At 54.1% G+C, this 21,633-nt stretch carries 15 protein-coding genes; 4 read left to right on the top strand and 11 right to left on the bottom strand.

The window, feature by feature from the left end:
• A complete protein-coding gene (locus VGM48_RS01015) occupies nt 1–786 on the top strand; it encodes an SDR family oxidoreductase (protein WP_331575697.1) in 786 nt (261 codons plus the stop codon).
• On the opposite strand, the gene VGM48_RS01010 is transcribed toward VGM48_RS01015, so the two are convergent.
• On the bottom strand, nt 776–1,369 hold the full coding sequence (locus VGM48_RS01010) for a hypothetical protein (RefSeq protein ID WP_331575695.1): 594 nt from the start codon (nt 1,367–1,369) through the stop codon (nt 776–778). The two genes, VGM48_RS01015 and VGM48_RS01010, sit on opposite strands and share 11 nt — an antisense overlap.
• Before the next feature lie 101 nt (nt 1,370–1,470).
• Between VGM48_RS01010 and VGM48_RS01005 the strand changes: the two genes are divergently transcribed.
• Together VGM48_RS01005 and VGM48_RS01000 are read left to right on the top strand one after the other, a co-directional pair.
• Nucleotides 1,471–1,785, top strand: coding sequence for a cupin domain-containing protein (locus VGM48_RS01005; RefSeq protein WP_331575693.1), 315 nt, complete (start codon nt 1,471–1,473; stop codon nt 1,783–1,785).
• Nucleotides 1,786–1,796: 11 nt separating this feature from the next.
• Nucleotides 1,797–2,759: a cation diffusion facilitator family transporter gene (locus VGM48_RS01000; protein ID WP_331575691.1), complete on the top strand. Its 963-nt coding sequence runs from the start codon at nt 1,797–1,799 to the stop codon at nt 2,757–2,759.
• Nucleotides 2,760–2,849: 90 nt separating this feature from the next.
• Here the strand turns inward: VGM48_RS01000 and VGM48_RS00995 are convergent, their stop codons facing one another.
• From VGM48_RS00995 to VGM48_RS00950, 10 genes are all read right to left on the bottom strand, one after another.
• Nucleotides 2,850–4,907: a putative porin gene (locus tag VGM48_RS00995; protein WP_331575689.1), complete on the bottom strand. Its 2,058-nt coding sequence runs from the start codon at nt 4,905–4,907 to the stop codon at nt 2,850–2,852.
• Nucleotides 4,908–4,969: 62 nt separating this feature from the next.
• Nucleotides 4,970–5,794, bottom strand: coding sequence for a purine-nucleoside phosphorylase (locus tag VGM48_RS00990; protein WP_331575687.1), 825 nt, complete (start codon nt 5,792–5,794; stop codon nt 4,970–4,972).
• Between the two features lies 1 nt (nt 5,795).
• Entirely contained in the window at nt 5,796–7,007 is a 1,212-nt protein-coding gene (gene sucC, locus VGM48_RS00985) for an ADP-forming succinate--CoA ligase subunit beta (RefSeq protein ID WP_331575685.1), read from the bottom strand.
• Nucleotides 7,008–7,064: 57 nt separating this feature from the next.
• Nucleotides 7,065–8,414: a vanadium-dependent haloperoxidase gene (locus VGM48_RS00980; RefSeq protein ID WP_331575683.1), complete on the bottom strand. Its 1,350-nt coding sequence runs from the start codon at nt 8,412–8,414 to the stop codon at nt 7,065–7,067.
• Nucleotides 8,411–11,677, bottom strand: a complete 3,267-nt coding sequence (locus VGM48_RS00975; protein WP_331575681.1) for a VCBS repeat-containing protein — start codon at nt 11,675–11,677, stop codon at nt 8,411–8,413. The genes VGM48_RS00980 and VGM48_RS00975 overlap by 4 nt, the downstream gene beginning before the upstream one ends.
• Nucleotides 11,678–11,748: 71 nt before the next feature.
• The gene (locus VGM48_RS00970) at nt 11,749–13,371 is read right to left on the bottom strand and encodes a SusD/RagB family nutrient-binding outer membrane lipoprotein (protein WP_331575679.1); all 1,623 of its coding nucleotides are present in this window, start codon (nt 13,369–13,371) and stop codon (nt 11,749–11,751) included.
• Between the two features lie 4 nt (nt 13,372–13,375).
• Nucleotides 13,376–16,783: a SusC/RagA family TonB-linked outer membrane protein gene (locus VGM48_RS00965; RefSeq protein WP_331575677.1), complete on the bottom strand. Its 3,408-nt coding sequence runs from the start codon at nt 16,781–16,783 to the stop codon at nt 13,376–13,378.
• A 123-nt stretch (nt 16,784–16,906) separates the two neighbouring features.
• Entirely contained in the window at nt 16,907–18,184 is a 1,278-nt protein-coding gene (locus tag VGM48_RS00960; RefSeq protein ID WP_331575675.1) for a FecR family protein, read from the bottom strand.
• 85 nt (nt 18,185–18,269) lie between these two features.
• Complete coding sequence (locus VGM48_RS00955; RefSeq protein WP_331575673.1) at nt 18,270–18,872, bottom strand: RNA polymerase sigma-70 factor; 603 nt, start codon at nt 18,870–18,872, stop codon at nt 18,270–18,272.
• A 94-nt stretch (nt 18,873–18,966) separates the two neighbouring features.
• On the bottom strand, nt 18,967–19,995 hold the full coding sequence (locus tag VGM48_RS00950) for a LacI family DNA-binding transcriptional regulator (protein ID WP_331575671.1): 1,029 nt from the start codon (nt 19,993–19,995) through the stop codon (nt 18,967–18,969).
• Nucleotides 19,996–20,099: 104 nt separating this feature from the next.
• Here VGM48_RS00950 and VGM48_RS00945 point away from each other — a divergent pair, with 104 nt between their 5' ends.
• Nucleotides 20,100–21,266 (top strand): hypothetical protein, encoded by a 1,167-nt coding sequence (locus VGM48_RS00945; protein WP_331575669.1) that lies wholly within the window; start codon nt 20,100–20,102, stop codon nt 21,264–21,266.
• Nucleotides 21,267–21,633 lie beyond the last annotated feature (367 nt).

The following is a 21,633-nucleotide window of genomic DNA, read 5'->3' as shown; positions in this document are numbered from 1 at the left end:
ATGGATTTACAACTCACCGGGAAAACCGCCCTCATCCTCGCCGCCAGCAAAGGCCTCGGCAAAGCCTGCGCCGCCGCCCTCGTAGCGGAAGGTGCCGACGTCATCATCGGCGCGCGCGATAAACAGACACTGGAAGCAACGGCCACCCAACTGCGCAGCCTGGGCAAAGGCCGCGTACTCGCCCTCCCCGTCGACGTAACCAACGCGCAACAGGTGGCGGACATGGTCAACACCGCCGCAACCACCTTCGGAAAGATCGATATCCTCGTCAACAACGCCGGCGGCCCCCCCTTCGGCAAATTCGAAACCTTTGACGACACGGCCTGGCAGTCGGCCTTCGATCTGACCCTGCTCAGCGCCGTACGCTTTTCCCGCCTCGTCGTACCGCATATGCGCCCCACCGGCAGCGGCCGGATCATCAATATCGTCAGCCTTACCGTAAAAACCTGGATGCCCGACTCCGTCCTGTCGACAAGCCTGCGCCTCGGCGTCATCGGAATGGCAAAAATGCTCTCCGTCGAACTGGGTCCCGACAAGATCACCGTCAACAATATCGCACCGGGCATGATCCTTACCGACCGGTTAAGACATATGCTCGCTTCTGGGAGCCCGGAGCTCTCCATCGAAGAAAAACAGGCACAACGCACAAAGGATGTTCCCCTCGGCCGCATGGGGAAGCCGGAGGAGCTGGGTGCCCTGGTGGCCTTTCTCGCCAGCCCCCTCGCCGGTTACATCTCCGGCGCTACGATTCCCGTCGACGGCGGCGCCATAAAAGCTACCTTCTAGCGTCGTGTGTCGTCGCTGTCTCATCGCTGCCGCCAACTTCATCGTCGCGCTTCTTGCTGACGATGTTGATGTGCACCGCCCAGTCGGTGATCAGATACACCAACTCCACTTCAACCTTCACCTCCCGGTATCGCCAGTCACCCGTCGCTACCCGCAGCGTAGACGTCGTAAACGCCGCTTCTTCCTTCGCCGGCTCCCAGTCGCCCGTCAGATAAAAGACACTGTCGTCCACCAGCTTCAGATAACAACCCTGCAACTGGCGAAAAAGCTCGCGATACCGTTTTGATGCTTCCCCATAGTCATCGCCTTCGAACATCCGGGCCTGCCAGCTGGCGGTCGTATCATCGATGGAATGCCACCGGGTGATCGTACAGCTTTCCGCCCCGGGAAGCGCCACCGTCGAAACATAATTCTCGAACTCACCCTGCGCAAGCACCAGGTCACCGGTAATGTTCCGAAGATTGTTTGGGAAATCGCGCAGCACCGAATCGATGACGGCAGGAAAAGAAGAAGAGGTCTCTGTTTGGGAATAGACCGGAGATAAGGCCACTACGGCCATGGTTAGGGTTACGATTGCTTTCATTAGAATGGATTTGCAACAAGTGTACAGCAAATTCCCCCGGACTCATAACCCGGTTTATCCACTTATCCACACATTTATGTACCTTCGGGAAAAATCGACAAATGCAAAATCTCAATGATATTCCTGCAAAACAGACCCTTCCGGGATTCTTCGGAAAAATGGTCCATGGCGCCACCAGTTCGCTCGTGTTTTGGGATATCAAACAAGGCCATACCTCCCCTGAACACCACCATGTCCACGAACAGATAACCTATATCGTAGAAGGCGAACTGGAAATGGTCATCGGTGGCGAAAAATATCTGATGAAGTCCGGCACCGTCCATGTCATCCCCTCGCATGTCCCCCATTCCGCCTACGCCTTGACGGACTGCAAGGTCATCGACTCCTTCGCACCCGCCCGCGACGACTACCGTTAAAAATCCCCCCAATGGCACACACGCACGATCACGCCCACGCGCATACCCATGACCATGACCACTCCCACAGCCACGGTTTTGGTCATCATCACCATCCGGTCAATCTGAAAGAGGTGAACCGCGCCTTTGTCATCGGCATCGTGCTGAACTTTGCATTTGTCATCATCGAAGTGATCGTAGGGCTCAGCATCAATTCCCTCTCCCTGCTCTCCGATGCCGGCCACAACCTCGCCGACGTGGCTTCCCTGGCCATGTCCCTCATGGCCATCCGCCTGCTTAAAGTAAAACCCAACGAAAAATATACTTACGGCTATAAGAAGACGACGATCCTCGTCGCCCTCCTCAATGCCGCCATCCTGCTGCTGTCCCTCGGCGCCATCGGCTACGAGGCCATCCGCCGGCTGGTCAACCCCGAACCCCTCCCGGGAAAGGTCATCTCCATCGTTGCGGCCATCGGCATCGCCATCAACGCACTGACCGCCATGCTCTTCTTCCGTAGTAAAGAGAACGACCTCAACGTCCGCAGCGCCTTTCTCCACCTGATGTCGGATGCGATCGTTTCAGCCGCCCTCGTCATAGGCGGGCTGATCATCTTCTATACAAATATGTTCCGGATCGACGCGGCCCTGAGCCTCCTCGTCGCCATCATCATCCTCTTCAGCACCTGGCGACTGCTGCGCGACAGCCTCCGCCTCTCCCTCGATGGAGTGCCCGAAGGGATCGAGATCAAAAAGATCCGCGACGCCATCGCCAAAAAGAAAGGCGTAATAGACTTTCATCATATCCACGTCTGGGCAATCAGCACGACGGAAAACGCCCTGACGGCCCATCTCGTCGTCGACCGCGAATGCACCCTGGAATACGCCGAACAGCTAAAACACGACATCAAACACGAATTGCTCCATCTCAACATCCAGCACGCAACCCTCGAGGTGGAAATGGAAGACGCGCCCTGCGACGAGCCGGACTGCTAGGTCCGGCGGCCGAAGGCCCGACATTAGCGCTTTACAAACTGGACCGCTTGCGGTCCGACAAAGCTTCCCTCCTGCCGGCCAAATGCCTGACTAATTGATGAATCCCCAGTAAAATCCAAAACGGATGATCAGCCCCGGCGAAGGATAGTTCGGGGCTACGAAGTTATTGTTGTAAAAGCCAAACCCATGCGGCGCAAAGGCGATCGCATTGACATTCTCACCCCGCAGGTAAGCCGTAAAGCTGCGTATCCGCATATGCAGATAAAGCGTGAGATCCGGCAATTTTTGGCTCACGGTGGAATTCTGACTGAAGAACTGACCCACCCCGGGCGAATACCCATCGGCTTTATACGGGCTGATATACCGAAGCTCGGTGCCAAAGCTGAGCACCAGGTTCTTGAGCCCGAAATTCCCGTCGTACCCGACCTGGTTGATCGAAACGATCAGCGGAACATGCACGGGCGACGAACCGGCTACCTGCTGGATCGTCGTGTTGGTCCGCCATTTCCAATGCCGGTAAAGCGTAAACTGCTTCCTCACCGACACCTGCAGGATGTTGAACACGGGCGCCTGCGCTTCCTTATAATAGTCGTGGAAATACGAGTAGTTGGTCATCAGGTAATAGGACGCGCTGAGCAGAAGATGATGCTGCGGCCGCTCCAGCGACGCGAAAAGATGGGTCGTATTCTCCTTGTTGAAGCCGCTGTGCTGGGACGCGGTATCGTTGTTAAAGCTGCTGGCCCGGTCAAAAACAAAGCCGGGCGTCCGGTTGGCGTTCTCAAACCCCGCCTGGAAATATCCCACCTGCCGGCTGATCAGCCGCTTCAGGCTGATATAGGCATTGTAATCCCCCGCATCGAGCCCGTTAAGATAAAGCCGGCCATTGGCCTCGATATCCCATTTCTGATTCCTCGTCCGGTTCCGGTATTCCCCATGCGCAAAGACATTCTGAGTGTTTAGCTTATGCGCCGTGATCAGATCACCCTTCGTCGTGGTGTCGAAATTCCCGGTCAGCAACTCCAGCGTAGCCCCCAGCTTGAGAAACTGCTGCGGGTTCTTCGCATCCGGGAAGGTATAGAAGCTGAAGTCATTCGAGAAATTACGCCAGTTATCCTGACGCCAAATGCTGTCGGTGACGGCCTGTATCCTCGCCAGCCCAAGCTTATCCGCATAGTACGCCGAATCCAGCGCATACGACGGCGGTTGCGCCAGATCGAAAAAGCGGTAGTGATACGTGCTGTAGGCCATCGTATGCTCGAGGCGCAACCGTGGATAGAACAGCGGGATCACCGACGAATCCGTCACGATCGAATCCTTCTGGCCAAGATCATATTGCTGCCGCATCAGGAAGGTGGCAGTCGAATATTTTGTTCCCGTCGAGATCTTCGACGAGAAGAAGTTGCCGGAAGGCTGCACCAGGTTTTGCCCTAGTTGTACCGGGAGGGTCGCCTGGTTGCTGTACTGTATCGAGTCCAGGTCCTTCGGGTTCTGCAACCCGCCATTCTCCGAGGAGCCCAGTACGCTCGCAGTCAGGATAAAAAAGTTCTGATACCGCTTGTTCCTCGACTGATACCAGGAGGTGAACCGGTAATTATTGTGATTGGTATTCTGGTTCTGAAAGGTGCCGGGCGCATTGATCAGCCGGTACTGAAAGGAATAATTCCAGTTGGGCCGGATATTCCGCGTATGAAAGACATCGATATTCTGTTCTCCCCTGGTCGCCAGAAAGAACCCCAGCTCCGTATAAGGTTTGGTGGTATGGAACATCTTCGTCTCGTCAACGGTAAACGTATAGAGATCGTAAGCATGCCAGCCCGGATCCCAACCCGACTGCATCCTCGGAGTGAAGACCAGCGGCCGTGCAGCCGTCCCATTGTTCCCGAGGTTGATCCAACTGGAGCGCAACGGTAGTTTCCGCCCCAGGTCAAGGATCGAGGAATCGAGTTGGTATAGCTTGCTGGAGTCGAGATAGCGAAAGTTGATGGTGATCGTATCTTCCTTGCGGTGTTGCAGGCTGTCCTTTCCGCCACCTGCGCCCGAGCCGATATTCCCAAACCGGCCGCCGATCGGCAATTGCGCCAGGGCCCTTGTCCCCGATAGAGACAATATCAGGATGACTCCTGCGATTATGATCTGGCGTAGATTCACTGCTGAAATTGCGGACAATTTACTCATTCGATGGCATAAGAAACGTTAATCTTGCCTCCACCTTAAAGCTCCGCGATCAACCCCTTGAACAGCGCGGTCAGCTTGGGCTCCGCAGCCGCGGCCGCTTGCAGCACCTCCGCATGGGTAATGATATTGTCTTCCTCGCGGATCCCAAGATCGGTGATCACACTCATGGCAAATATCGCCATCCCCAGATGACGGGCGGCAATCACCTCCTGCACGGTACTCATCCCGACGGCATCGCCGCCGGCAATATGCAGCAGCTTGTATTCGGCACGAGTCTCGAAAGTGGGCCCGGTGACCCCGGCATAAACACCCTCATGAACCGCAATACCCAACCCGGCAGCAATCTTCTTCGCCCTGCCGATCAGTTGCCGGTCATAGGGCTCGCTCATGTCCGGGAACCTCGGCCCCAGAAGCGGCTCGTTCTTACCCAACAGAGGATTGACTACAAAAAAACTGATATGATCGTGGATGATCATCAGATCACCCACCCGAAATGCCTTGTTCATTCCACCCGCCGCATTCGAAAGAAGCAGCGTCTCCACCCCAAGGAATTTCAGCACGCGGATCGGATAGACCACCTGATTCGGGGTATACCCCTCATAGTAATGGAATCGGCCGGAAAGCGTAACCACCGGCCGCCCGTTCAGCGTCCCGAAGATCAGCTTCCCATCATGCCCTTCTACCGTCGAGACAGGGAAATGCGGGATATCGGCGTAGGACAACTCCTTTTCAACCACGATCTCAGTGGAAAGATTACCAAGACCGCTACCCAGGACGATCCCTATCGACGGCTTCTTATCGCACACCGACCGAATCGCCCTGACCGTCTCTTCTATTTGCTGTAAGATGGTTTGCCCCATATCAGGAAACGGCTTTATTAACCAGCGCAGCCGCCTCGCTAAGCAGGATGGCGGACTGAACCTTGAGGCCGCTCTGAGCGATCAACTGCTGGGCTTCTTCGGCATTGGTGCCTTGCAGCCTTACAATGATGGGAACTTTTATAGTGCCGATGGATTTATAAGCATCGATAACCCCCTGAGCTACCCGGTCGCAACGCACGATACCGCCAAAGATATTGATCAATATCGCCTTTACTTTCGGGTCCTTGAGGATGATCCGGAAACCGGCTTCAACGGTAGTGGCATTGGCCGTACCGCCGACGTCCAGGAAGTTGGCAGGTTCGCCGCCGCTCAGCTTGATCATGTCCATAGTCGCCATGGCCAGCCCGGCGCCATTGACCATACAACCCACATTCCCGTCCAGCTTGACAAAATTCAGATTGTATTTTCCGGCCTCTACCTCCGTAGGATCTTCCTCGCTGATATCGCGCATCGCCTCCAGGTCGGGATGCCGCATCAGGGCATTGTCATCGAGGTTCATCTTACAGTCGACGGCAATGATCTTCTCATCGCTGGTCTTGAACAGCGGGTTGATCTCGAGCATCGCGCAATCAAGCCCTACATACGCATTATAAAGATTGGTGACGAATCTGACACAGCTTTTCAACGCCTCACCGCTGAGCCCGAGGTTGAAAGCGATCTTCCTTGCCTGGAACGGCTGAAGACCTCCGCCGGGATGCACCCACTCCTTGAAGATCTTGTCGGGCGTATTGTGCGCCACTTCCTCGATATCCATCCCCCCTTCGGTGCTGTACATGATCACATTCTGCCCCTTCGCCCGGTCGAGCAGCACGGAAAGATAGAATTCCTTGACGGGATTGGCTCCCGGATAGTAAACATCCTGCGCGATCAGCACCTTGTTTACCTTCTTCCCCGCGGGACCGGTCTGGATCGTTACCAGGGTTCCGCCCAGGATATTGGACGCAATCTGCTTGACATCTTCTGCGCTCTTGCCCACAGCCACCCCACGCTGTTCCGTCCCCTCGATCTTTCCTTTCCCACGGCCACCGGCATGGATCTGGGCCTTCACCACTGCAAAATTATTTCCAAACTGTACTTTGAGGTTTTTATATGCCTCTTCAGCCGCCCCCGCATTGTCTACCGGGATGCCTTCCTGTACGGGTACATTATACTTTTTCAGTAGTTCTTTGGCCTGATATTCATGCAAGTTCATGGGCAAAAAATTTTGCTGCGAAAATACGGCAAAAAAAGCCCGGTCCAAAAACAGATTTTATTGGGGAGATAACGGCTTTACACCCGCCCGTTCAACCCGGTCCACGATATATTCACCGATGGCCTTTCCCTGCACCTGGCCACTGACGACACCGTCCCGGTAATGAATACCGCCATATAGACGTGAAATAGCTGCCTCCTCGGCAGCCTGCCTAAACGAATGAAAGCTGCGGGGCTTGATATCCCAAAGTTCCTCCGTATTGTCGGTATAGTTCAGTTGCGGTCCGAAAAGATAACTGAGCACCTCCGCCGCGGCGGTCGAGATGACGCTGTGACCGCTCGTATATTCGGGGAAAGGCGGCGTCTGCAAATAGGGCTGCCACCGGTCATCGATATGCCGGTCGATAAAGGTCTCCGGCCGGACCCGGTTACTCCGGTATTTCTCATCCCAGCAGCAAATGAACGCATCCATCAGGGTCGCCGCAACAATAGTTTGCGCGGTAATGGTCCGATCGAAATCCAGCCCTTTCACCGCCGCCGCGATCGCGGCAATATCCATCCAGTGCCCGCCCGGGCTGATCTTCTTATTCCCGATCATCATATGACCGGAAGTCTGGATGGCAAACGGATTACAATCCCAGAAACCCGCGATCGTCTTTTCATACTCCGCCTGTTTACCCGTATCCTTGCTAATGGCATACACTTCCTTTGCCAGCCGGTAGAACTCACTGCTCGTATCCGTGCTGAAATGGGCCAGCGGCGGCGGCATAAATTGATCGGAAGAATCGACCAGCATCGGCCGGATGATCCGCCAGTTGGGTTCTACGGCTTCGAAATAGGCCGGCGGCGTGGGATACCAGGTGGAATCCTTTTTTAGCGGGGTATATCGAATTTTTGTGCTCAGCAGATTGTAGCCGTCGCCCTTCGACCAGGCAACGACTTTTTCGGTGGCCATCCTGCCCGCGGCAAGAGACCTGTCGATCACCGCCTGCGGCCATTTTCCCTTCTTCAGCAATTGCAGGAATTTCTTCTCCTCTCCCTCCAGCAGATAACCCGACGGCAGCATGACCTTCCCCGACTCCAAAATAGACCAGGCCGCAGCGATCCGGTAGTCATAACCCGAATCGCGGGTAACAGCGCCAAACGGATAGTTACGGATAAACGCATTGGGCCTTATCAGGCTCCGGTTATGCTGGGAAACGAGGTCATAAGCCCCCAGCATGACATACGCATAATAGCGGCTGGCCGCAGGCGGATTGACGACATCATGCACCATCACCATCGTGAGAGAAAAAACGGCAGGACGCAGATACTCCGTCAACACCTGGTCCCGGCTCTTTTGTGCAAAGCCAAAATGCCCGGTCGCCAAAAGCAGAAAAAGCCCGCCGGCATGAATAGTTCGTCTCATTTTTCACTATAAAATTGCAGCGCTCCATCAGATACGCCGATAACCAAATAATTCTTTCCGTCGACTTTGCATTCCATCGCCGATTTCACATCCCCCTTCACCGATAACCCCGAAACCGGCTGCGACAAATACTGGAAATGTCCATCCCCCCCTCCCCTCAGCAAACACCCGAAATTCGCGTCGATACTGCCAAGCTTCAGCCGGTTGTCGGAATGATTCCCCAACAACAGCAGATCGGTATGGCCATCCCGGTCAAAATCACCCGTAAGTATCTTTGTCACGGGCGCAAACTGCGCCTGAAGGGGCAGGTCCGCAGGGACAAAACGACCGCCCTTGAAAAGCCAGCACATCGTCTTATTCTGGGTCACGGTCAGTTTACCGGCCTTGTCGAGCTCATCGTTGCCGAGGATATCCTTCATCGTCGCATTGGAATAGTCCTTGTAGGAATTAAATTTTTTCCGCATGGGATACATCTGTTCGTTCAGCTCATCGCGGCTCACAAAAGGATAACTGACCCCCTGAATATAGAAATTGAAGAAGGGATCGATCGATCCGTTATGATCGAAATCCGCATAGTAAAGTTCGCCCGGTTCTTTCGCAGAGATCTTCACACAGCTATTCAGACCCAGATTACCCGCAATAAGGTCGGGCTTGCCGTCACCGTCGATATCCGCAAAGGTGAGCGTATTCCAAAATCCCGCCTGCGAGCCGCCAGGACCGAAATAGTCTGCGGTCTTGTCGACAAAACCGGCTGCCGTATTGATAAAGACCGTCACCGGCAGGAACTCCCCGCAAAGTACAAGGTCTTTCCGGCCGTCGCCATCCAGATCGATCCATTGAGCGTCCGTAACCATGCCGATATGCTGAAAAGGCGCCGTCGTCACGGTAAAATGCCCCTTGCCGTCGTTGGTAAGCAAGTAACTTTCGGGGGTCTGCGGGTATTGTCCCGGGATCACCCGGCCGCCGACAAAAAGATCGATATCGCCATCCCCATCATAATCACAGGGGCATACGCATGACTTGCTGCCGGCGCTCATATCCGGCAGGCTACCCCGCTGCGGGAAAAGATTCCCCTTGCCGTCGTTGAGCCACAGCTCATCCTGCAACGCAGAGGTATGGGGTTCCCAAAGCGAATAACCGCCTTTGGCAATATACAGATCCGGCCAGCCATCGCCGTTAGCATCGAAAAACGCTGCCGCCGCCACCGTGGAGCTGTCTTCATGAACGATCCCCTGCCCGGCGGCGGTGAGCTTACCACCTGCCTGCTGCAGGTAAAGCATGCCCGCCCGGCTCTTGTCCCCGCTGATAAAAAGGTCTTCCCGCCCGTCCTTATTGACATCGCCCGCCGCGATCACGGGTCCCGTCCGGGACAACATAAACAACATCAGCAGCTGACGCTTAAAATCGTTATCGCCGAATCCTTCTTGTTTGTAGTCGATCAGCGGCGCCACGGAGGTAAACACCGGCGCCGGTTTTATTCCGGCGACTGTCGCGGGCTGGGAAGTCGCACCCGCCTCTTTGAGGACCAGCTTCTGGTTCAACGCCACACCTTCCATCTTCTGACGCAGTTGATCCGGCCAGATGACGATAACGCTATCCGCCGTCTTAGCCGGTCCAAACCCGAAATGCACCTCGGCAGGCATACAGCTAAGATATCCCCGCGCGGGATTCACCTCCGCATATTGAACCTTTCCCCCGGCATACGCATATACCTTGGCCCCGATGGCGGCCGTATTCCCACCCTTTCCCGCCAGCTTTACGCCCAGCCAGCTGCCCTTGCCCTGCTCACTGCTCATATTCCGGTAGACAAAGGCCTCATTGTTGACATTGTTGACCACGAGGTCCAGATCGCCGTCATTGTCCAGGTCGGCATACACGGCGCCTGACGACACGGCCGTCTGGGTGATGCCCCACTGGGTCTGCATATTCGTGAAGGTGAGGTCGCCGTTATTTTTAAAAATGTATTTCTTCAGTGTCGAAGCCGGCATGGCCCGTACGAGGTCCATCAGTTTCACCGGTTCCCGATCCATGGCCTTCCGGATCTTGTAGTCGCCCCAATACCGGAGAAAGTCTTTGTTGGTATAGTCCCGCAGATAGCCGTTGGTGATGAAAAGGTCCTTGTAGCCGTCGTTGTCGAAATCCGCCAGCAGGGGACACCAGCTCCAGTCGGTGGCGGCGATCCCGGCCAGCTGCCCGATCTCGCTGAACGTTCCATCGCCATTGTTCAGCTGCAACATATTCCGCATGTATTGTTCCTGCAAACCCTGGCCCGTCATCAGCTGAAAAGATTCATAGTTCTCCTGCAGCTGTAATAATTTTTGTCTGCGGTTGTCTTCCGGCAGCATATCGAGGTTGAGCACGTCGGGTAATCCGTCATTATTGACATCGGCGATATCGACACCCATGGAGAATTGCGCCAGATGGCGGAAGGAACCGGCCGTCGCATCGGTAAAGGTTCCATTGTGATTATTGAGGTAGAGATAGTCCGGCTCGTTGTAGTCATTCGTCACATATACATCCGGCCAGCCGTCCTTATTGACATCGGCGATCGCGATCCCCAGCCCGTAGGTGAGGGGACTCTGACGCAGACCCGCTTTTTTCGAGACATCGACAAAATGCCCGCCCTGGTTCTCAAACAGCTTATCCCCCGCAAGCGGGTCCAGCTCGTCCCGGTGACTGGCCAGTTCCATGTTGTCCACCTTCTTTACACTGTGCCGCAAAAGAAAAAGATCAAGGTCCCCGTCGTTATCATAGTCAAAGAAGGCGGCCTGGGTGCAATAGCCGGAATCGTCGAGGCCATAGGCAGCAGCCTGTTCGGTAAAATGAAGATTGCCCTGGTTGATAAAAAGCTGATTGCCTCGCTGTGCGGCATTCTTACCCGAATAGCAGAGATAGATATCGAGCAGGCCGTCGCCGTTGACATCCGCCATGGTCACACCCGTCTTCCAGCCGTTGGGCCGGCCCTCGAGACCCGCCGATGCCGTGATGTCTTTGAACTTCATTCCGCCCAGGTTGAGATACAGCTTGCAGGGCTTGCTGTTTGCCGTAAAGAAAAGGTCCGGCAACCCATCGTTGTTGATATCGCCGACGGCCACGCCGCCCCCATTGTAAAAATATTCGTAAGAAAGTACGTTCAGCTCTTCGGTTTCGGCGATGTCGTTGCTGAAGTGAATACCCGTCTCTTTGGCGGGGAGGAGTTGGAATAGCGGGGTTTGTGCGCCTGCCCGGACGGACAATAGCAACAGAAAGATCAATCGTTTCATAAAAGACGACAAGACTACTTATCGTAGTCTTGTCGTTCAAATTTAGTTCATAATTAATAAAATGCGATGCATTATTTATCCCACCATACGCGGCCGGTGAAGTTGTCGACACCACCCAGCCTGCCGACGGCAATCTGGTAGTTATCCCCGTTGGTCGAGGCTTCCGTACTAGGATAAGCCTGTCTCCTGGGAATGGCTCCCGGCGAGAAGCTGCCGGCATAGGTCACCGGTGTCAGCACAGGATAACCGCTCCGCCGCCAGTTGCTCCAGGCTTCGTTGAAGTCGAAGAGCGTGCCGGTGGTGAGCCAGTATTGGGTATTGATCTGCGCCAGCTGAATGTTCAGCGACGTGGTGATCAACGGATGGGTTGTCACATAAGCCGCGATCGTTGCATCCGGGATCTTGCCATAGGTGGAGTTCAGCGTAGCATAGCTCTGCAGCGCTGCCTTCAGACCATTGGCATAGTGTGCGGAAGCCGATGTTCCGACGCTCCAGCCCCGGGCAGCCGCTTCAGCCAGCAGCAGTTCGGTCTCCGCATAGTTGATCGCAAAAGCAGGAGTGTTCAGCGAAATATACTCGCCGATCGACGGCCGGGAATATTTGCCCGTAACATTGGTATCCTTGTCATGGAAGGTATAGCCGGGATAGCCGGCGCTCTTCGAGATATCCGTTGCACCACCGTTGATGTCATAGCCATTGGGCATGCCCAGCTGTGCGGCAAAGCTCGTATCGCCCTGCAGGTTTTCCATGGCCGCGCTGTCCTTTCCGGGCCTCGGAACTTCGGCGATGACCGTAAGCCGGGGGTCTCCGCTGAGCTGCAGCGCCTTGATGATGTTCGCGCCCCATTTCACCTCGGAGAAATCCTCGGCCACCTGGTAAGCGCTGGTGTTATTGTTATTGTAACCATTCGCGTTGTTGAAGGTTACCCAGGCATCATCGGCCGTGCTGGTGAAGGTGCCGCCGGCATAAGCCTTTTCAGCATACTTCTGGGCAGTGGCGGCATCTACTTTCGTCAACCGCATCGCCATCCTCAGCATCAGGGAGAAGCCAAACTTCTTCCATTGAGCGATATTGCCCTTATACGGGAAGAGATCGGTAGTGGGCAATGCCTTGGAAGCATCCAGCGTCGCGATCACGGAGTCCAGCTTGGACAGCATGGACGCATAGATCGCCTGCTGTGTGTCGTACACCGGGTTATTGAGGCCGCTGGACTTCGCCTGCAGCGCCTGGGAGAACGGAACATCGCCATACGTGTCGGTGATGCTCTGGATATCCAGCAGCTCCATGATCAGCGAGATGCCGCTCAGATTGCTCATCTCAGGTTTATCCTTTACCAGATTCTGAACCTCGAAAGCATAGCTGGCCGAATTGTAACAGTGGTTCCAAAGGCTGGCGTCATAGCTGTTCAGGTTGGACGACGCTACATATTTGTCGCCATTGCTGTAATAGCTGGGATAGGCCGCAGATGCCAGCACCTGTACCCACATGCTCTGAAGGAGCAAGGCGCCGCTATAGCCCATCGTCGCATTGAAATACTCGATCTGCTGGGACGAAAGCAACAGGTTAGGGTCATATTGATCTGCCGTCGCCTGGGTCGGATCGGTATTGATGGCATCAAATTTCTTCGTACAACTACCCATCATCAGCAGGGCCGCCATACCTATATATAGAAAGACGTTCTTTTTATTCTTCATACAACTATTTTTTGAATTTGAAGTTTGCATTGATACCGAAGGTCCGGGCCGAAGGCAGACTGGTACCCTCGATGCCGGCGTATTTTACGCTCGTGGCAAAGTTCGATTCGGGATCAATATTCTGGGATTTCCTGGAGATATAGAACAGGTTGCGGCCCACCAGGTTAACCGAGATAGCTTCGAACACCGGGATATTCCCAAGCGTCTTGCCGGTGAAGGTGTAACCAAGGGTCACCTGACGCAGCTTGATATAGTCGCCGCTCAACACACTGTTGCGGGAGACACCGGCCAGGCGTTGGTAATAGTCCTGGGCACTCGCCGATACCGTGTTCTGGGCGCCGGAGGCATCCACACCTGTCGTGATACCGCCTTCGCGGCCGGCAAGCGTCATCTTGTTCAAACCACGATAGATGGTATAATAGCTGGTGGCGGAAAGGATCTTGTTGCCATAGTTGTAGTCGATCAGGACCCCGAGGTTGATGTTCTTATAGGTAAAATCGTTCCGCAAGCCACCATAGTCGGTTGGCAGCACTCCGCCGAAAGGCGTCAGCTTGGTGGAAGCGACAGGCAGGCCGGAGGCATCTACGATCTTGTCTCCCTTTGCATCATAGGTATAATCATAAGCAAGGATCTGCGGACCCGACATCCCCTTGATAAAGGCCGTATTGGCATTCAGGGGACGATAAGTGCCCAGCGTTACAGGTCTGCCCAGATTGTCCGTTTCGAGGATCTTGTTCGTCACATGCGTATAGTTGAACGCAATCGCCCAGGTGAAATCGCGCGTCTTTATCGGAGTACCATTGATCTGTACTTCCACACCCTTGTTTTGAGTGGAACCCGTATTCACATAGCTGCTGGTATATCCCGTCGATTGGCTCAGGGTCTGCGCCTGTATCTCATGCTTGGTCTTCCGGGTGAAGTAATCGGCATCGATACCCAGGCGGCTGTTGAAGAATTTCAGCTCGGTGCCGAATTCCAGTTCCGACAGTGTAAAGGGCCGCAGGTCCAGCGTCGGTACGACAGGCATGTTGTTCTCTACATTGCCGTTCGCGCCATTCAGCGTACCTACAGGCGTACCATTGAACGCATTGCTGGAGCCATAATACACCTGCGTCACATAAGCGCCGCTATTGGTGTTGTTGGGACCGCCGATCGGCTCGCCGCTGGTCTGTGCATAGGCCGCACGAAGCTTACCGAAATTGAGCGCGGTATTATCCAGGAAATGTGAGAAGATGAATCCACCGGACACCGACGGAGTGAAGATACCCCGGTTGTTGCTGGGGAAGGTGCTGAACGCATCATAACGACCCGTCGTGCTCAGCAGCAGCCAGTCCTTGTAATTCAGGTCCACGGAATAATACCCGGAGTGGATCTCCTTATTATATACGTAGTAGCTCCTGCCGAAGGTCAGCACATTGGTCGGCGCATAGATGAACGGAACGATGAACTGACTACCGTTGATCTGGGTGTACTCGTAATTATTGGTCCTCTTGTTGCCACCGACAGTCGCATCAAACTTCAGATCATCGGTTATCTTGTGGGAGACACCCGCAAACAGGTCCCAGTTATACTCGGCCGTGGTCACGTTCGTGAGTCCGTTGAACTGCCCGGAATTACCAAGGTTGTTAAAGGAATAGTTGGTCCCCGTCGGCGTGACCTGTAAGATACGGTCGTCTTCCTTGTCCATACCCACCCGGCCCTGGACATATAACCAGTCCGTGAAATTGTATTTTAAGCTACCGGCGCCGATCAGGCGTTTACGACCCGTACTGTTGATGAAATTCTTGACAACGAACCAGGGGTTGGTAACATAGTTGTCATCGCTGAACACGATCTCATTGCCCTTCGCATCCTGACCCGGCGCGAAGATGCGTTCATCCACATTGGGCGCGAGGAACTGGAAGTTGTTCGGATTTCCCGGTCCATCACTCAATTGGCTGCGGTTATGATCCTGCTCGTCGATATAGTTGGCAAAAAGCGTGACACTCAGCTTATCGGTGAGCTTCTGGTTCAGGTTCAGGTTGAGCGTTCTCCTGTCGATACCGCTGTTGCGAACGATGGAGTTGTTGTTCAACGTCGAAGCCGACAACCGGAAACTTCCGCGGTCATTACCCGAGCCGACAGAAATGGTATTCGTCCAGGTAGGACCCGTCCGGTAAAAATTGTTGATATTATCCTTGACGGCCGAATAAGCATAGGTCTTACCATCAAATTGAACGGTCGGAGAACCATCCAACTTGGCACCCCATGCAAAACGGTTGGTGGATAGCGCACCGGAAGCCTGAGTTGGCTTGGCGCCTTGCAGCCCCTGACCATATTGATATTGGTAGTCGGTAAGGTTCACCGGCCTGTCAAACTGAGCATTCCCGTTGTACTCGATCGTGGGCGCACCCTTCTTGCTGCTCTTGGTGGTGATGATGATGACCCCATTGCTGGCACGGGCGCCGTAAAGTGCAGACGCCGCCTGGCCTTTCAGAACGGTCATCGTCTCGATATCATCCGGGTTGATATTGCTGATACCATCCCCGTTGTCGGAACCACCCCACTCACCGGCCGCGCCCCGCTGGCTGTTGTCCATCGGCACGCCGTTGATGATAAATAAGGGCGAACCGCCGGAGTTCATGCTCGGCATCCCACGCAGGAGAATCCGCGCACTGCTGCCGGGACCACCGCTGGCGCCATGTACCGTCAGACCGGCCACCTGGCCGCCAAGCGATAAGGCGACATTGGTCTCGCGGGCCTTGTTCATTTGCTCGGCGTTTACCGTCGTCACCGCATAACCCAGCTTCCGCTCTTCCTTGGAGATACCCAGGGCGGTAACCACCAGTTCTCCCATCGCGGCCGCACCGACCTTCAACTGAACAGTGAGGTTAGCCTGCCCATTGACAGGAATCTCGGCCCGCTCATATCCGATGCTCGTGATCACGAGAGTGGCATTGGCATCGACACCCGTCAGGGTAAAATCCCCATTATCGTTGGTAGCAACTACCTTGCTGCTGCCTTTTACCGCCACCGTAGCGCCAGGCACCGGCTCACCCTTTTCATTGGTGATCCGGCCACGGACATCGATCGGCGGAGGCACCGGAGCGGCTTCACCCGCAACGGCTATCTTCTTCCGCTCGATAACGATCGTCTTGTCTACGATCTCATAGGCAAGCGACTGATCCTTCAGGCATTCGGTCATCACCGACTGGACCGTGGCATCCTTTACATGGAGGTTTACTTTTTTGGCCTCCCGGATCAGACTGTAATCACAGAAGACCAGGTAGCCCGACTGTTTGTGAATGGCTGAAAAAACTTTCTCAAGGGTGACATTATTACCCGAAAAAGTAATGTTTGGAGAAAAGACACCGGCACTCGCCTGCAGGCAGGTGCCCAGAACTATGATCGCAATCAGTTTTACGATTCTCATAGCTGTCAGCGATGACTTCTGCCTGTGCGGCAGTAGTCTACGAATGGCAATAAGACGCATTTTTGTACAATGTTTGGTTAAATAATGAAGCATTCCATCGGGTTTATTTGTGTATGTGCAAGCCTATAGATTGACGACAACCTTCTTCCCATCGATCGAGAACAACACTCCACTCCTCTCGAGGATATTGAAGACGGATGACAATGGAAGGTTCCGCTGCAGCCCGCCAAAATACACCTTGTCCCTGCTCGCCTCTCCACGAAAGCTGACCTCTATGTCATACCAGCGCGAAAGTTGTCTCATGATAGTTTGTATATCCGCCTTATTGAAATCAAAATAGCCGTTCTTCCAGGCCACCGCGGCATCGACATCGGCGTCATTGACTACTTGAATGGTAGAGGCGTGGTCCCGGTGCAATTGCGCCTGCTCACCGGGCCTAAGCTCAAATGAAGACTGCAAAGATGAGGCAACCGCTGCTTTGTCATCGATCATCACTCCACCTTCGATCAGCGTCGTCTTCACCAGCTGCTCATCGGCATAGGCCATCACGTTGAACTGGGTTCCCAATACATGAACCTTCTGCAACTCTTCACTCCTGCCGGGCTCACGCGAGAAGACCGAAACCTGGAAAGGACGCCGGGCATCGCCCGATATCTCGAAGAACGCTTCTCCGCTAAGCTGCACTTCCCGCTGTTTCCCGCCAAAAGCAGTGGGAAATCGCAGGGAAGAATTGGCATCCAGCCAGACCTTACTGCCATCCGGTAACTCGACCTGATATTGGCCACCCTTCGGAGTGGATATGGTGTTATAAATAGGTTCCGCATCGGCGCCATGAAGCGCCCGATAGGCCAGCCGGCCGTCTGCTAATTTTAGCACCCGCGTATTGCCCTGCGTAGAAAGCGTGCCGTCACCCGCACTGTCGAGTACGATCGAAGACCCATCCGATAGAGTAAGTATGGCTTTATTGCCGCCGGGCTGAACATCATTCTTGAAGCGATGGGCTTGTGATAAGATCCGGGAAGGCCCAACCCTGGTGCGGCCGGACATCCGGTACACGATGATCGCCGACCCTCCCAACAACAATAACAGACAAAACGAAGCAGCAAGCAAACGTATCCGGCGTTTCAACCGCCGGCGGGTCACCGCAGCCTTCCCCATCGGTTCCAGCGCCACGGCCTGATCCATCATCGCCCCGAACAACACTCCCCAGTCCGGAGATCCGGTCGCCGGCATCCTGCCCGCCTCTTCCCATTGCCCCTGAAGGCTGGGCAGAAGCACATTTCCATCCAACTCACGCAACAGCTGGAACAACTCCTCCATCTCAGCCCGCGTACAGGTATTGGTACGGTAACCCTCCATCAGATGATCCAGTCGCTCTACACTCCGGTCCTGATTTCCCATGTGTTATGCAATCGCTTTAATTGTTATTATGTAAGACGCTCTTTTTGAGAGCAACAACTAACGGGTGTTAACTTTTATTTATCAATTATTGGTTTCCACTGAGAAGGAGGAAGAAGACCATTACGGCAATATCCAGATGCCGGGTCAGGTAGGAGCGTATAAATCTCTGGGATTCAACGATATGATTACTTACTGTATGCTTGGAGAGTTGGAGCTGCCGGGCGATGTCCAGATGGGAAAAACCCTTTTCCCGGCTCATCTGATAGACCAGCCGGCGCTGCGGGGAGAGCTGGCCGATGGCCTCGCGAAGTTTCTTCTCGTATTCCCGGGTGATCACCTGGTGGTCGGCATTCATTCCACCGGCAACCTGCATCTCATGCCAGACAAGATCGCGCAGCTTGGGGTCTCTTGCAGCGCTCCGCAGAAAGTCGATGGACTTATTATAGGCAACCCGGAAAAGAAAGGCATCAAAGTTCTCGATCTGGTTCACGATCTCCTTTCCAAGCCAGATCTTCAGAAAGACATCCATGACGATCTCTTCCGAAACCTCTTTCGATTTGATGATACCATTAATATAAAGGAAGAGTCTGTCTTTGTACAGATCAAAAAGCATTTTGAACGCGTTTTCATCGCGTTCGGCAATTTGTTGCAAAAGCAAGTGTTCGTTATAGATCTTTTCTACAGACATCAGCAGCCTGGATCAATATTGTTAGTCCCGGTTATTAACGCAATACGGTAATGTAAATATATTTACTATTCCATACTTTTTTAGCTAAACCTTGCTAAATAGATTCACGCGCAACGAGGTCGGCAGTCAATCGCACAGAACTGGTGGTTGGATAGCTCTCTTCACCCGTATGACCTAATCTTTCGACAAGCGCCAGCATCGCTTTCTTGCCGATCTCTTCGACCGGCTGACGGATAACGGAGATGGTTGGTGTATAAAGCCGGAAGATATCGTTGTCGTCAAAACAGATGACGGCAAGCTGTTCGGGAACTTTTATCTGCAGCTTCTTTATCACTTCGATCCCGAGTACTCCCAGATAGTTGGTGAGGAAAAAGACGGCATCGATATCGGTGCCTGCGCCGGCTAAAAGAGTCTCCACCTCCTTCAGCGCCTTTTCATGATCGCTGTTGTAAGGAATGATCTTTACACGGCTCTTCTCTTCGGGAATGCCGTGACGCCGCAACACATCGCAATAGGCATGAAGCCGGTCTTTCATATGCGCCATCTCGGTTTCGATCGAGACCAGCGCGATCTTGCGATATCCTTTTGCGATAAGCGTCTCCATGCCGTGAGCGACACCTTCATAGTTGTCGACAAGCACGGCAGGGATCTCTTCGTGTTGCGGGAAATAACGGTCGATAAGGATCACCGGTTTGTTCTCGGCCTGGAGTTTGCGGATATCGTCGGCAAGATTCAATGTCGGCGTGATGATATAGCCGTCCACCTGCCGCTGCGATAACATATTGATCAGTTCGCGCGCTTTCTCTTCATCGTTATCCGTGCTGCAGTAAACCACTTTGTATTCGTGCCGTTTTGCTTCGTCCTCGATGGACTTCGCCAGCGTGGCGAAAAAAGCGTTGGCGATATTTTCTACGATAAGCCCGATGGTCTTGGTCTTGCCCGTCCGCAATCCGCGTGCAAGCTGGTTGGGCCGGTAGCCCATCTCCCGGGCGACATTCTCCACCTTTTCGATAACCTCACGACTTATGCGCATTTTCACGGCCTTATCATTCATAACAAAAGAGACCGTGGAGACCGATACTCCTGCTTTGCGGGCGATGTCGCTGATAGAGACTTTCTTCATTTTGGGAGATTGGACTATAAAGATAAGAACTAAATCGTTTTAGCCATGGATTATGTCTTATTTTTATTTATAATTACAGGGCTCCCTAACTCTTCAACCCGCGTATGAAGAAACTTCTGCCCCTTCTGCTGTCGGTTTACTGCGGGATCCCTGTGGGGAGCTCCGGTCAGCCTATCCACGCCACCCTTACCGCTCCCGGCATCCTTCATATTACCAACGACTCAATTCCAAATAACTACACAAATATAACGCTCGAATGGCAGTTTCTTGTCAACGGCCTGACCCGGCAAAAAGGAATAATTCCCGGCCTGCAGCTGCCCCCGGGTCATCCCCGGACCGTCCGGCTCCCCCTCGGCACCCCGGCTCCCGGCGAGGAAGCCATTCTGAAGATCGTCTGGCGCAACGGACCACGCACCCGGCCCCCCCTCGCCGGCCAAACCCTGCGCTTCAAACCCTGGGGAGGAGATATCCGGGTTCCCGTTGCCGGCGAGCTCAGCTATTCCGATAGCGGGGATGCCTTTACCATCAGTTCCCCCAGCCTCCTGCTGTCATTTGATAAAGAAACGGGATGGATCCGCCGGTACGAAGTGGATCACTACCCCCTGCTGACCGATACCAACGGTCTGCGCCCCACCCTTCCTTCCCCGCCGCACCTCCAATTGTTCTCGACCAGCACCGGCAGCCGGATGGTCATCGTACACACCGAATACACCCTCCCGGATCTGTCCTGCCTGCTCCACCTCAGCTATACCGTCAACGCCGCCGGCGACCTCCTCGTCGAACAAACACTCGAAACCGATACCACCCGCGGCGATACCCTCCTTCATCCCATCGATCACTTCGGCATGAACTGGATGCTGCAACCCGGTTTCGATTCAACATCCTGGTACGGCCCGGCCCCGGAAGATCCCGCCGACACCCCGCCCTCCATCCATCTCAGTTCCCTCTCTGCCGCCACACCCGCGAAAAACGTTCGCTGGTGGAACATCCGCGATCCCGAAGGAAAAGGATTCCGGCTCACAGCCGACAGCAATTTTCTTCACCAGTTGTCCATCGCCCCGCCAGAAGGTATCACCCCGCCAGGAGCTGCCGCCCCGCCAGGAGCTATCACCCCGCCAGGAGCTGCCGCCCCACCGGCAAGCATCGATACGCCCGGCAACGTTTTGAAGATCGACGGCGATCTTACCCATCCGCCGGCACTCCCTCTCCATTATCATGTCGCGTTCAAAATAACCCCACTGACCTCCATCAAGAATCCCCATGTTCGATGATCTCAGGATTCCATGATCCATGTTCACTGAATCCCCATGTTCGATCATCTCCAGACTCCATGATCCATGTTCACAGAATCCCCATGTTCGATGATCTCAAGATTCCATGATCCATGTTCACTGATCTCCATGTTCGATCATCTCAAGATTCCATGATCCATGTTCACTAAATCCCCATGTTCGATGATCGTGAAAACCCGATCGATGATCGATACAACCTGCTAAACCGTTTTATCTATGCTCCGCCGAAACCGGCGTCCCGTCTGGGTTTGCGCAGATGAAGAAGTTCGCACTACTTTGTGTCGAGTTTACGCACCCGTATACCTGAAGTTTATATTTATTTTATCAAAAAAGAAACGATTACATG

It is taken from the genome of Puia sp. (genome assembly GCF_036500295.1).
In the GTDB taxonomy this organism is placed as follows: Bacteria; Bacteroidota; Bacteroidia; order Chitinophagales; family Chitinophagaceae; genus Puia.
The sequence above is the reverse complement of the archived record's forward strand: the minus strand, read 5'-3'. Positions and strand labels throughout refer to the sequence as shown.